General features: G+C 53.9%; 13 protein-coding genes. 8 read left to right on the forward strand and 5 right to left on the reverse strand.

What is annotated here, in order from left to right:
- Positions 1 to 6: 6 nt before the first annotated feature.
- On the reverse strand, positions 7 to 2,622 hold the full coding sequence (gene clpB / locus RHP47_RS09175) for an ATP-dependent chaperone ClpB (protein ID WP_149820189.1): 2,616 nt from the start codon (positions 2,620 to 2,622) through the stop codon (positions 7 to 9).
- Positions 2,623 to 2,848: 226 nt separating this feature from the next.
- Between clpB and RHP47_RS09180 the strand changes: the two genes are divergently transcribed.
- Positions 2,849 to 3,427, forward strand: a complete 579-nt coding sequence (locus tag RHP47_RS09180) for a photosystem I assembly protein Ycf4 (protein WP_149820191.1) — start codon at positions 2,849 to 2,851, stop codon at positions 3,425 to 3,427.
- A 2-nt stretch (positions 3,428 to 3,429) separates the two neighbouring features.
- Here the strand turns inward: RHP47_RS09180 and psbN are convergent, their stop codons facing one another.
- The gene (psbN, locus tag RHP47_RS09185) at positions 3,430 to 3,561 is read right to left on the reverse strand and encodes a photosystem II reaction center protein PsbN (protein WP_011057227.1); all 132 of its coding nucleotides are present in this window, start codon (positions 3,559 to 3,561) and stop codon (positions 3,430 to 3,432) included.
- 86 nt (positions 3,562 to 3,647) lie between these two features.
- Between psbN and psbH the strand changes: the two genes are divergently transcribed.
- From psbH to RHP47_RS09210, 5 genes are all read left to right on the forward strand, one after another.
- Entirely contained in the window at positions 3,648 to 3,848 is a 201-nt protein-coding gene (gene psbH / locus RHP47_RS09190; protein WP_149820192.1) for a photosystem II reaction center phosphoprotein PsbH, read from the forward strand.
- Between the two features lie 3 nt (positions 3,849 to 3,851).
- Positions 3,852 to 4,085, forward strand: coding sequence for a TatA/E family twin arginine-targeting protein translocase (locus tag RHP47_RS09195; protein WP_149820194.1), 234 nt, complete (start codon positions 3,852 to 3,854; stop codon positions 4,083 to 4,085).
- A gap of 5 nt (positions 4,086 to 4,090) precedes the next feature.
- Complete coding sequence (pth, locus tag RHP47_RS09200) at positions 4,091 to 4,708, forward strand: aminoacyl-tRNA hydrolase (protein WP_149820197.1); 618 nt, start codon at positions 4,091 to 4,093, stop codon at positions 4,706 to 4,708.
- Between the two features lie 60 nt (positions 4,709 to 4,768).
- Positions 4,769 to 5,986 (forward strand): ABC transporter permease, encoded by a 1,218-nt coding sequence (locus RHP47_RS09205; RefSeq protein ID WP_149820199.1) that lies wholly within the window; start codon positions 4,769 to 4,771, stop codon positions 5,984 to 5,986.
- A 120-nt stretch (positions 5,987 to 6,106) separates the two neighbouring features.
- The gene (locus RHP47_RS09210) at positions 6,107 to 6,925 is read left to right on the forward strand and encodes a carbohydrate ABC transporter permease (protein ID WP_149820201.1); all 819 of its coding nucleotides are present in this window, start codon (positions 6,107 to 6,109) and stop codon (positions 6,923 to 6,925) included.
- Here the strand turns inward: RHP47_RS09210 and RHP47_RS09215 are convergent.
- Genes RHP47_RS09215 through RHP47_RS09225 form a run of 3 tightly spaced genes read right to left on the reverse strand, consistent with a single transcriptional unit; the run spans position 6,922 to position 10,467 of the window.
- On the reverse strand, positions 6,922 to 7,689 hold the full coding sequence (locus RHP47_RS09215; protein ID WP_149820203.1) for a TrkA family potassium uptake protein: 768 nt from the start codon (positions 7,687 to 7,689) through the stop codon (positions 6,922 to 6,924). The two genes, RHP47_RS09210 and RHP47_RS09215, sit on opposite strands and share 4 nt — an antisense overlap.
- On the reverse strand, positions 7,686 to 8,735 hold the full coding sequence (locus RHP47_RS09220; protein ID WP_149820205.1) for a TrkA family potassium uptake protein: 1,050 nt from the start codon (positions 8,733 to 8,735) through the stop codon (positions 7,686 to 7,688). The genes RHP47_RS09215 and RHP47_RS09220 overlap by 4 nt, the downstream gene beginning before the upstream one ends.
- 4 nt (positions 8,736 to 8,739) lie before the next feature.
- Positions 8,740 to 10,467, reverse strand: a complete 1,728-nt coding sequence (locus tag RHP47_RS09225; RefSeq protein WP_310829036.1) for a succinate dehydrogenase/fumarate reductase flavoprotein subunit — start codon at positions 10,465 to 10,467, stop codon at positions 8,740 to 8,742.
- Between the two features lie 299 nt (positions 10,468 to 10,766).
- Between RHP47_RS09225 and RHP47_RS09230 the strand changes: the two genes are divergently transcribed.
- Positions 10,767 to 11,222, forward strand: a complete 456-nt coding sequence (locus RHP47_RS09230; RefSeq protein WP_399363233.1) for a GNAT family N-acetyltransferase — start codon at positions 10,767 to 10,769, stop codon at positions 11,220 to 11,222.
- Complete coding sequence (gene dacB / locus RHP47_RS09235) at positions 11,188 to 12,558, forward strand: D-alanyl-D-alanine carboxypeptidase/D-alanyl-D-alanine-endopeptidase (RefSeq protein WP_149820209.1); 1,371 nt, start codon at positions 11,188 to 11,190, stop codon at positions 12,556 to 12,558. The genes RHP47_RS09230 and dacB overlap by 35 nt, the downstream gene beginning before the upstream one ends.
- Positions 12,559 to 12,807 lie beyond the last annotated feature (249 nt).

Consider the following 12,807-nt stretch of genomic DNA (forward strand, 5'->3'; position numbering starts at 1 on the left):
TTGCACCTAAACGGTTACCAGTTCCGCTTGACGCTGGAAGCTGAGGCGTTCGTTCTCGCCCACATCCACCAGAATCGTATCGCCATCGAAGAAGTCGCCCCGTAGGATAGCTTTGGCAATGGGGGTTTCCAGTTGTTTCTGGATGGCGCGTTTCAGCGGGCGGGCACCATAGACAGGGTCATAACCCACTTCGGCCAAGAAGTCGATCGCCTTCTCTGTGAGGGACAAGTTAATGTGGCGATCGCTCAAGCGTTGCTGCAACCGCTGCACCTGCAATTGAACAATTTGCCGCAATTGATCCTTACGCAGGCTGTGGAAGATGATAAATTCATCCACACGGTTGAGGAACTCGGGGCGGAAGTGGGCACGCATCGCTTCCATGACGCGGTTGTACATTTCCGTGTAGCGGCTGTCATCGCCGGCAACATCGAGAATGTACTGGGAACCAATGTTGCTGGTCATAATGATGATGGTGTTCTTGAAGTCCACCGTCCGCCCTTGGGAGTCGGTGACACGGCCATCATCAAGAATTTGCAGGAACACGTTGAAGACATCAGGATGGGCTTTCTCGATCTCATCGAAGAGAACCACGGCATAGGGACGGCGGCGAATGGCTTCCGTGAGTTGACCGCCTTCGTCATAGCCCACATAACCGGGGGGCGCCCCAATCAACCGCGATACGGCGTGTTTCTCCATGTACTCGGACATATCAATCCGCACCATCGCCTCTTCGGTGTCGAACATGAAGGCCGCCAAGGCTTTGGCCAATTCCGTTTTACCGACACCCGTTGGCCCAAGGAAGATGAAGCTGGCAATGGGACGGTTGGGATCCGCTAGCCCGGCACGGGAGCGCTGAATGGCTTCCGCCACTGCGGTGACCGCCTCATCTTGACCCACAACCCGTTTGTGCAACTCTTCTTCAAGGTGGAGCAGTTTTTGGGCTTCCGACTCCACCAGTTTGCTCACGGGGATGCCTGTCCACTTGGAGATGATTTCGGCAATGTCGGCCTCGGTCACTTCATCCCGCAGGAGCGATCGCCCGCCCACTTGAATCTCCCGCAGTTTGGCTTCGGCTGCCGCCAGTTGTTTGTGCAGTTCTGTGAGCTTGCCGTACTTCAGTTCGGCAGCACGGTTGAGGTCGTAGTTGCGCTCCGCTTGCTGGATCTCGATATTGACTTTTTCGATGTCCTCTTTGATGGCTTGGAGACGGTCAATGACCTCTTTTTCTGCTTGCCACTGGGCATTGAGGCGGCTTTGCTCCTCCTTGAGATCCGCTAGCTCTTTTTCCAGTTTCTCAAGGCGATCGCGCGAAGCAGCGGAGGTTTCTTTTTGCAAGGAGAGCCGCTCCATTTCCAGCTGCAGGATTTTGCGGTCAATCTCATCCAGTTCCTCAGGTTTCGAGGTAATCTCCATTTTTAATTTGGCTGCCGCTTCGTCCACGAGGTCAATCGCTTTGTCGGGCAAGAAGCGATCGCTAATGTAGCGGGTTGAGAGCGTAGCTGCTGCCACCAAGGCAGTATCGGAAATTTTCACGCCATGGTGGATCTCATAGCGTTCCTTGAGACCCCGCAAGATGGAGATCGTGTCCTCAACGCTGGGCTGATCCACATAGACCTGCTGGAAGCGCCGCTCTAAGGCTGCATCCTTTTCAATGTACTTGCGGTACTCATCAAGGGTGGTGGCACCAATACAGCGCAGTTCCCCCCGTGCCAGCATCGGTTTGAGCAGGTTGCCGGCATCCATCGCCCCTTGGGTTGCCCCGGCACCAACGACAGTGTGGATTTCATCAATAAAGAGGATGATTTGGCCGTTGGAGTCGGTGACCTCCTTGAGAACTGCTTTGAGGCGCTCTTCAAATTCACCGCGATACTTGGCACCGGCAATCAAGGCACCCATGTCGAGAGCAATCAACTGGCGATCGCGCAGGGAATCCGGCACATCCCCGGCCACAATCCGCTGTGCCAAGCCTTCGGCAATGGCGGTTTTACCAACGCCGGGTTCACCAATGAGCACTGGGTTATTTTTGGTACGGCGGGAAAGAATCTGAATCACACGGCGAATTTCATCATCACGGCCAATGACGGGATCCAGTTTCCCTTGACGAGCCAAGAGCGTCAGATCACGGCCATATTTTTCCAGCGCCGCATATTTGCCCTCTGGATTTTGATCCGTCACTCTTTGGGAGCCGCGAATTTGCTGAATCGCTTCCCGTAGGGCTTTTTCGCTCAGGCCGACCTCCTGAAGGAGTTTTTTGCCAAAGCGATCGTCTTGGGCAAAGGCCAATACCAAGTGCTCAATCGAGATAAACTCATCCCCAAACTGTTTGCGTGCCTCTTCGGCGCGATCGAGGAGCTTGTCAAGGCTCTGTCCTAGATAGACGCCACTGGGATTACTGATTTTCGGCTGACGGTTAATGAATTCATCGGTGAGATCGCGAATGCGCTGCACCGAACAGCCAGCTTTTTGGAAAATTTGTGTCGCTAGACCCTCTTGCTCGAGCAGCGATTTCATCAGGTGTTCACTTTCGAGATTCTGGTGCTGTGCCTGCTTGGCTAGATCTGGTGTGCGGGCGATCGCGGCCCATGCTTTTTCGGTAAATTGATTTGGATTGGATGGTTGCATAGCTAACCCTTTGACCCCTTTTTACATTTTTTAACTATTTATATTGTATGGATTGCAAGAAAAACGCTGTTTCGGACTTCCCTACTCTACAGGTAGAATTAGCCACCCAAGAGTAGTTCTAGCCTAGCTTTTATGCAGAGGATTGTGGGGCAGAGAAATTCTTCCCTTAGGAATACCCCCAATTTCTCTTAATATGTAAAGTGCTTTAACTTTGGCAACGCAAGCTATGACGAACTCCCCTGTAACTGAGCCATCCCCGCGTCAAGAGTCGATTCTACGCTATAGGGTGCTGGGTTCCCGTCGCCCTAGTAACTACTTTTGGGCAACAGCGGTCTCCATTGGTGGCTTGGGCTTCTTTTTGGCTGGTCTTTCTAGCTATTTGCACCGCAACCTACTGCCGATTGGGAAACCAATTGATTTGGTCTTTATTCCCCAAGGCATTGCCATTGGCTTTTATGGGGTGGCGGCGCTGCTGTTGGCAACGTATCTGTGGCTGGCGATCGCTTGGGATATTGGCGGTGGCTTTAACGAGTTCAACAAAGAAACGGGCTTTGTGCGCATTTTCCGTTGGGGCTTCCCCGGTAAGAACCGCCGCATTGAGGTCAGCTGCCCGATCAGCGATGTTCAAGCTGTGAAAATTGTCATTAAAGAGGGACTCAACCCCAAGCGTGCCCTCTACCTCAAGATTAAAGGCCGGGGTGAAGTTCCCCTAACGCGCGTAGGTGCGCCCTTGCCCTTGGCGGAATTGGAGACGCAGGGAGCGACAATCGCCAGCTTTTTGGGAGTTCCCGTCGAGGGATTGTGATTTTAGTCCTCGTGATCGTCGAAAGGATCCGCTAGCTCCTTCGAGGGAGGGCCAAAGGAAAGATAGATGGAGTAGCCAGTGACACCAATGCAGACGGCAGCGAGAGCAATGCTAAGAACTGTTGCAGGTTCCATAGAAGCGTACTAAATGGGAGCAAGATGTGCTTCTATAATATTACGAAACATTAAAACGCTGTTCATTTCGTTCAAAAAAGGGATTTATGGCACGACGGACTTGGCTCGGGGATCTTCTGCGCCCCTTGAACTCTGAATACGGTAAAGTCGCCCCCGGCTGGGGTACCACTCCCTTGATGGCGGTCTTTATGGGGCTATTTTTGGTCTTTTTGCTGATCATTCTGCAAATCTACAACTCGACACTGATCCTCGATGGTGTTAACGTGAGTTGGAAAGCACTGGGATAATCCATGAACGTTTTTGGGATCGGTCTGCCGGAACTCATCGTCATTTTGGTGGTGGCGCTGCTCATCTTTGGGCCGAAAAAGCTGCCGGAAATTGGCCGCAGCCTTGGCAAAACAAAGCGTGCTTTTGAGGAAGCCTCCCGCGAATTCCAAGATGAAATGAAGCGGCAGACCGCTGCCCTCGAGCAGGAACAGCAGGCCAAGGCAGAATCTGAATCGCCTCGGGAACCCTCCGCTTAGGTGGCATGGCACTCCAGCCCTGTGTGATTGTCGGCCTTGGGAATCCGGGGATAGAGTATGCTACAACGCGCCACAATATTGGCTTTCGTGTCCTTGACGCCCTTGCCGAGCGGTATAGGGTGCAATTGACCCCGCAGCGGCGCTTCTTGGGAGAGGTAGGAGAGGTTCTGATTCATGGTCAAAAGGTACGCCTCCTCAAACCCACTACCTATATGAATAGTTCGGGGCAGTCTCTCCATGCCCTGCTGAATTTTTATAAGCTGCCCCTTGAGCGAACCCTTGTCGTCTATGATGATGCCGATTTGCCCCTAGGGCGGGTGCGCTTGCGCCTGAGTGGCTCAACGGGGGGACACAACGGCATTAAGTCAATTATTCAACACTGTCATTCGCAACAGTTTCCCCGCCTCAAGGTGGGCATTGCCTTTGGCGATCGCCTGCAGCAACAAACGGGACCGCGCAATGCCGTGCCCTTTGTGTTGGGACATTTTTCAGCCGCCGAACTAGCGATTTTACCCGCCGTGCTCGACCTTGCCGTGGAGGCCATTGAGTTAAGTATTCAGTCTGGGGTTGAGGCGGCCATGAATCTCTACAATGGCAAAAGTATTCCCCTGCCGCAATTGTGAACCTGAGGGGAAAGAAGATCCCAAGTTAGATTAAAAATTAGGTGTTTTCGGCACTGAATCATGGACATTGCTGAAAGTGTACGCATGGCGATCGCTACCCTCAAGGCCAATCGGCTCCGCAGTGGCCTGACGATGCTGGGGATTATTATTGGCAACGCAGCGGTGATTGCCATGGTCGGCGTGGGTCAGGGGGCACAGCGCTATGCCGCCAGTCAGTTTGAATCCCTTGGTCCGAATACGCTTTTTATTGTGCCGGGGACGCCCCAAGCCCGCAACCGCACGTTTAATGTGCCGCAAACCCTTGTCCTTGAGGATGCCAAGGCGATCGCCACCCAAGTGCCCACCGTTAAGGAAGTGGCACCGCAAATCCAAGTGCAACAACGGGTCACCTATCGAGGGCGCAATACCAATGTCCTGATTGTGGGGACCACCCCCACCTTTCCCTCAGTGCGCAGTTTTACAGTGGCGCAGGGGCGCTTTATCTCTGATGAGGATGTGGAACGGCATCGCCGCGTCGTCATTTTAGGCTCGGATTTGGCGAGGAAGCTCTTCATCAATGAAAATCCTGTGGGCCAGCAGGTGCGGATCAAGAATCTTTCCTTTGAAGTGATTGGCGTCATGGCCGAAAAGGGTGCTTTCCTTGGCAACAATCAAGATGAGGCCGCCTATATTCCCATTACGACGATGTCTTCCCGGATTGTGGGGCAGCGCTCCCCCTATGGGATTTCCCTAACCTTTATCTCGGTATCTGCCCGTGATGAGCAAAGCATTGATGCGGCCAAGTTTCAGATTACCAACCTCCTGCGGCTGCGCCATCAAATTGTTGATGAGGACGATTTTACAATTCAAACCCAAAAGGAAGCTCTGCAAATCATTGGCAATATCAGCAATGCCTTGACCTTGATGTTGGCGGCGATCGCCGGCATTTCCCTGCTGGTGGGGGGGATTGGCATTATGAACATTATGCTGGTCTCGGTAACCGAACGCACCCAAGAAATTGGCCTGCGCAAGGCCATTGGTGCCACACAGCGGGATATACTGGCACAGTTTATGATTGAGGCGATGATCCTCTCGGCTCTCGGTGGCCTCATTGGCACGGGAGTGGGCGTAGGTGGTGTGATGCTAGTGGCGATGCTGACCCCCTTGGAGGCTGGGGTTGCTCCCGTTGCTGTGGCTCTTGCTGTGGGCGTTTCGGGCAGTATTGGCCTCTTCTTTGGGGTGGTTCCCGCTCAACGGGCGGCGCGGCTGGATCCGATTGTTGCCTTGCGCAGTGTCTAAAAGTACCCTTGGGAAATTACCGATGGAAACGACAACCCTAGACTGGATGGCTGGCGGCCTTGCGATCGCCATTGTCATTGGTGGCCTGTTGATGATGTTTACCAATCTTTGGACACGGCGATGACCCTGCGGCGAGGCTTGACCTACCTGCTGTTGGTGGCGATCGCGATCGTCATGCTGCTCCCTTTGGTGTGGCTCACCAGTACCGCCTTCAAGTCTGCCAATGAAGATATTTTTGCCTTTCCGCCCCGCTGGCTGCCCGCCGAACCAACCTGGGCGAATTTTGTCACGGTTTGGCAAACGACTCCCTTTGGCCAGTACCTGTTCAACAGTACCCTAGTAGCAGTCTTAACGGTGGCCTGCAATCTCCTGACCTCTGCTTTGGCTGCCTATCCCTTGGCACGGCTGTCCTTTCGCGGACGTGAGGTGATCTTTACGGCCATTTTGGCCACGATCATGATTCCCTTTCAAATCACCATGATTCCCCTGTTTATTTTGGCGGTGCAGTTGGGGCTGCGGAATACCTATCTGGGAATGGTTCTGCCGAGTTTGGCCTCTGCCTTTGGTATTTTTCTGTTGCGACAGGCCTTTATGGCGGTGCCCAAGGAACTAGAGGAAGCAGCTCGCCTCGATGGCTGCTCAGAATTGGGGCTGTGGTGGTTTGTGATGCTGCCGGCCATTCGCCCTGCCCTTGTTACCCTTGGCATTTTTGTGTTTATTGGTGCTTGGAGTGATTTTCTCTGGCCCCTGTTGGTCTTGGATCAGCCAGAACTTTATACCCTGCCCATTGGCCTGGTCACCCTAGCGGGGACGTTTTCCTTGGATTGGCGACTCATTGCCGCTGGCTCGGTGATTTCAATTGTGCCCGTGTTCATTGTGTTTATTTTCTTGCAACGATATATTATTCCCTCCCAAACCACTGCCGGCCTGAAGGGCTAGCTTCCTAGGCCGCGATAGCGAATTGGCTGGCGGTGGGCATATTGGCGAAAGAAGGTTTTAATTTCCGCTGCTCGGCCAAGGGCAATCAGGGTATCCCCCGGCCCTAGGGGCAAGGTTAAGGGGGGGTGGGTCACCAAGGCACCGTTCTGATGGCGGACAGCAACAATAATAAAGCGGCCTCGGCCTTTCGCTTCCACATCGGCGATCGCTAGCCCCACCAGCGAGGACTCCAAGGGCAGCGTAAACTCCTCAATCTGAAGATCGAGCTGGCTGAGTAGCTCAATCAAGTGACTGCGCTCATCCTTTTCCTCAAGAAAATCCAAGACTGTCGGGCGAGTAATGAGCTGCACCATGCGTTGGGCACTGATACTCGAGGGCAAGACCACATGATCGGCACCGGCAAAGCGCAATTTTGACTCCGTGGCTGGCAACTCACCATAGGCCAAGATCTGGAGGTTGGGATTCAGACGACGGGCAATCAGAGTGATAAAGACATTGCTGGCATCATCGGGCAAAACAGCCACCAAGGTGCGAGCGCGATCTACCCCCACCGCCAACAGCTCATTTTCATCCATGAGATCATCGCCGCGATAAAACAGATGGCCGGACTGCTGGGCAAGCCGTAATCGCTGCCGCTGATTGTCAATCACCACAAAAGGGATTGCAGCGGCGGCCAAGTTCATGGCTAAACTGCGACCCAAAGAGCCATAGCCGCAGATGATGACATGATCCTTAAGGCCAGCGAGATGTGAGGGGGTTGTCATTGGGAGTGGCGAGGGCGGGCAGTATATTTGCGAATGAGCTTGGGGGTATCTTGAGCATGCCCCAATAGAATCAATGTATCGCCCACTTCCACAAGGGGATTGGCACGGATGGAAAACAACTGGCCATCACTTTTGCGCAAGCCAACAATAATAAACGCCCCCTGACCGCGCACCTCTAGGCCACTCAAGCGCGTGCCAACGTAAGGGTAATCGGCAGTAATCTCCAGTTCCTCTAGGCAAGCGTCAATGTGGCTCAACAGTTCATTCAGGGTCTCGCGATCGCCCGTTTGCTCAAGAAAGTCAATGCGTGGCCGCCGAATCAGGTTAGTCATTTGACTGGCACCAATTTTTGTCGGCAAGACGATGTGATCCGCTCCTGCCATACGTAGCTTTGCTTCTGTGCTTGCCAAATTCGCCCGCGCCACAATCAGCAGGCTCGGATTTAGGGAGCGCGCTGTCAGGGTAATAAAGACATTGATCGTGTCATTGGGCAGCACTGTCGCTAGGGCGATCGCCCGCTCGATCCCCACCACGCGCAGCGTTTCTTCCTCTGCCGCACTCCCCAAATAGGCCAAATAGCCCAACTGTATCGCTAGATCAATGCGCTGTTCATTGACATCCAAAATCACAAAGGGGGTTTTTAATGCCGATAATTCCTGAGCCATCACCTGACCAATGCGGCCAAAGCCACAGACAATGACATGGCGGTTGAGTTTGTTGATGTCGCGGCTCGCCCGCTGAAGATCCAGTAGGCGTTTGATCTCCCCTTCGGTAAACAGTTGCACCACCGCACCGATGGTATAAACCGTTGCTGCACTGCCGGCCACAATGATCAGCATGTTAAAGAAGCGTTGCGCCGGCGTAATCAGGGGTCGCACTTCACTGTAGCCAATGCCAAAGACGGTGATCACGTACATGTAGAGGGCATCGAGCCAGTTCCAGCCAAAGCGGGTGTAGCCCACCACCGCCACCAACATGATCAGAACAAAGAGGGTGATGCCAATAATAAAACGGTTGAGGGCAGGGGTCGCAGGTAACCGTCGCATGGCTTTAATACTTGCGCTCTTGGGGGGGAAACATGGTGATGGTGACGGGCAGATAGTCAATCCTCATGCCGTCGCTGTGGTAGGTGGCTAGGGTGTGGCGTAGGAAGTTGACATCATCCCGCTGCGGATAGTCTTCACGGAAGTGGGCACCACGACTCTCTTGGCGAGCAAGGGCGCTGCTCAAAATCACTTCCGCAACCACGAGGATATTTGCTAACTCAAACGCCTCTAACAGCTCTGTGTTCCAATAGCGCTGGCGATCGTCGAGACGAATCCGCGAATAGGCTGCTTTCAGTCGCTGCAATTCTTCCAAACCCCTCTGCATCAGAGCCGCGGTGCGAAATACGCCACAGTATTGGGTCATACAATCTTGAACCTGCTGCCGTAGTTGGGCAATGCGTAAATCCCCCGCTTGACTAAAGAGGTGCTGAATCTGTTGCTCCGCTGCCTGTAGATAGGGCTGGGGGTCAAATTGGGGTTGGGGCAAGCTCGGTAAATCTTTGGCGATCGCCCCACCGGTGCGGCGGCCATAGACCACACATTCTAGGAGGGAATTACTCCCCAAGCGATTGGCACCATGCACCGAGACACAGGCACATTCACCAGCGGCATAAAACCCGGTCACCAGTTCCGTGGCATTGGCACGCACCTGACCATTGACATTGACCGGAATCCCCCCCATTGAATAGTGCACCGTCGGACGTACAGGAATCGGCTCCACCACCGCATCCACCCCCGCCAAGCGATGGGCTTCCTCCCAACAGAAGGGAATGCGACTCATGATTATTTCGCGACCCAAGTGGCGGACATCGAGATAGACAAAAGGCCCCCCTGCAGAACCGTCACTGTGGATGCCCCGCCCTTCGCGAATTTCGATGGCGATCGCCCGCGAGGTAATATCACGGGGAGCCAGTTCCATGCGACTGGGGGCATAGCGTGCCATAAAGCGTTCCCCCTCGGCATTGACCAAATAAGCCCCTTCACCGCGCACCGCCTCAGAAATCAAAACCCCCGCTGGATACAACCCCGTGGGGTGAAATTGGACAAACTCCATATCCTCAAGGGGCAAGCCTGCCCGTGCCGTCATCGCTAAGCCATCCCCCGTGGAGGCAAAATCATTAGAGGTGGTATTAAAGACGCGACCATAGCCCCCTGTGGCAAAAAGAATGGCAGGTGCCCGCAGAATGTCCAGTTGACCCGTTTCAATGTGGTAGGCAACGACCCCCTTGGCCTGCTGATCCTCGACAATCAGCCGCAGCACATACCACTCACTAAAAAAGGTGACGTTGTATTTCAGGAGATTGCAGTAGAGTTCGTGGAGAATGGCATGACCGGTTTTGTCGGCTGCATAGCAAGTGCGCTGGTGCGTGTGACCACCAAAGGGACGTTGGGCAATACGGCCATCGGACAGACGAGAGAAGAGCACCCCCAAGTGCTCAAGGTCAATCACCACATCGGGTGCTTCTTGGGCAAGAATGGCGACGGCATCCTGATCCGCAAGAAAGTCTGACCCCTTGACGGTATCAAAGGCGTGGCTTTCCCAAGAGTCTTCGCTGTCCACATTTTTCAGCGTAGCGGCAATGCCCCCTTGGGCAGCAACGGAATGGGAACGAATGGGATGGGTTTTGGACACAAGGGCAATCGGGGTCTCTGGGGCAAGGCGGCAAATTTCCAAAGCAGCACGACAGCCTGCTAAGCCACCACCGACAATCACAACGCCAAAGTCTTGCATCGTCCGTTTGTCCAGCATCTTTTCCTATACTAAGTTGGCGATTAAGAGAGCGGCGGCGGCAGCAAAGATGAAACAAAGATAAAAACAGTAGCAAAATGATCTTGCGAGCCTCACGCTGAATCGTTAGAGTGGCAGTACAGTTCTTTTGGGGGCACAGCGGTTTCGATGCTTTTGTGCGTGTTCTCTCTCTGTGAAAAGGACTGTAATTTTATGGGAGGCAGCTGTCCTTGAGTGCATTTTTTCTTCACTATGGGGATTGTGGGGTGCGCCATTGGTGCGATCGCGATCGCGCAGCGGTCATGCACCTCATTGCTAATGTCCTCAGTGAGTTTGGCCTTTCTTGGCAACCCGAAGGCGCCGATGCCGATGTGGTTCACGTTGAAGATTACTACCACTGCCGGGGCGGACAATTTTGGGTAGTGGAGCAGGCCTCGGAAGTTGTGGGCACGATCGCCTTCTATCCCATTCAGCGGGGCGAAGCGGCTGTCGAAATTCGCAAAATGTATCTCCATCCCCGCGTACGCGGCCAAGGCCTAGGGACATTTCTCCTGCACCATCTGGAGGCAGCCATTGCAGCGGCCGGCTACCGCAAAATCTGGATTGAAACGGCCTCAATCATGACTACAGCTGTCCATTTGTACGAAAAGGCGGGCTATCAGCCGGCGACGGGTGTGGAAACGCAGCGTTGCGATCGCGTCTATGTCAAGGACGTAGTGCTTCATGGCATGGCTTCGATGGCTTCTGCCCCCTGCTAGTCTGATTGTCCTGCTGGTTTCACCTGCCGCCTTCGGTCTCTGCCGCCAAGATTTGGCTCGTGCCCTGCAACAGGAAATTCAAAATCCCCAATGGCAACGGGGTCAGTGGGGCATGGTCGTGCGGGATTTAACCACGGGGGATCTTCTCTACGACTACCAAGGGAAAAAGCTCTTTCTGGTGGCCTCGAATGTCAAGCTAACGACAGTGGCTGCCGCCTTAGACTATTGGGGAGCTAATCATTTCTTTGAGACCACCCTCAGCACGCGATCGCCCGACCAAAAAACGGTGCGTCTTCAGGGCAGTTTTGACCCCAGTTTCAGCAGCCAAGACCTGCAACAAATGGCCAGCCGTCTTGCTCAGCAGGGGATTCGCCAGATTCCAATCTTGGAAATCGGCGGTGTCACACCCGTAACGATCGAACCCACATGGGCGATCGAAGACCTGACGATGGGCTATGCCGCCGTAGTGACGCGCTTTAGTCTCAATCAAAATGCCCTGAACCTAGAGGTCATACCCCAACAGTTGGGGCAACCCTTGGTACTACGGCAGCCGCAGACTCATTTTCAGGTGGTGAATGAGACCCGCACCGTGGCTCCCTCTGAGCCGGAATTTCTAGAAAGTGAGGTGCGCGGCCAGCAGATCATTGTGCGGGGTCAACTCCACGTCGGCAGTGAGCCAGCAGAAATGCGCATTCCCCTCCCTCAGCCTGCCCCCTATCTTCAACAACAGGTGCAGCGGGCCTTTGCCCAAGCGGGCATTCACATCCGGCAGATTCACTTAGTGGAGACAGCAGACCCCCTACCGGATGTGTTGGTGCGCCATGCCTCACCCCCCCTAGAAGCCTTAATTTTGCCGGTTCTCCAAGAGAGTGACAATTTCTATGCAGAAATGCTCCTTGCCGCTCTGGAGGCAGCACAACCCGGCTATCGCCAACGCTATCTAGAGCGCATCGGTGTCCAAGGGGCGGTTTTAGTGGATGGTTCGGGACTCTCGCGGCAAAATTGGCTGACCCCCAATGGTTTAGTCACGCTGCTGCAACATATAACGCAAACAAAGGATGCCTCGCTGTGGCGGCGATCGCTCCCCCTTGCTGGGCGATCGGGGACGTTACGCCAGCGCTTTCGTAATACAGCAGCTCAAGATCGCGTCTGGGCGAAAACCGGCACACTGCGGGGCGTCGTTGCCCTAGCGGGCTATGTAGAACCCGTGCAGGATCGCCCCCTCGTCTTTAGTCTTGTGGTCAATCAAGGGGGGGAGGCCACGGCTCAACTCCGTGCTGGTTTGGATCGCATAGTTGTTTTGCTGGCGCAATCGCAGAACTGTCCTCACCGCTGAAAAAAAACGCATCCATTCAGTAACTCGAACTACAGCCCGACACAGGCTCAAAACTGCCAGGGCGGGAGAGGATTGCATACCCGTCACGTGCCCCATATTCTAAAAAAGGGTTGTATTTATTGATGCTGCTTATAAAGCAAATATAAAAACAAAGATCAAAAACCATAACATTGAATCTCTTAATTTGATAGGATTGGAAATTATTCAAGTTTTTAAGCGTTAACCATTTTTTGAATCCCCATGACTTAA

Origin of the sequence: Thermosynechococcus sp. QKsg1 (genome assembly GCF_031586415.1) — a bacterium.
Taxonomy (GTDB): domain Bacteria; phylum Cyanobacteriota; class Cyanobacteriia; order Thermosynechococcales; family Thermosynechococcaceae; genus Thermosynechococcus.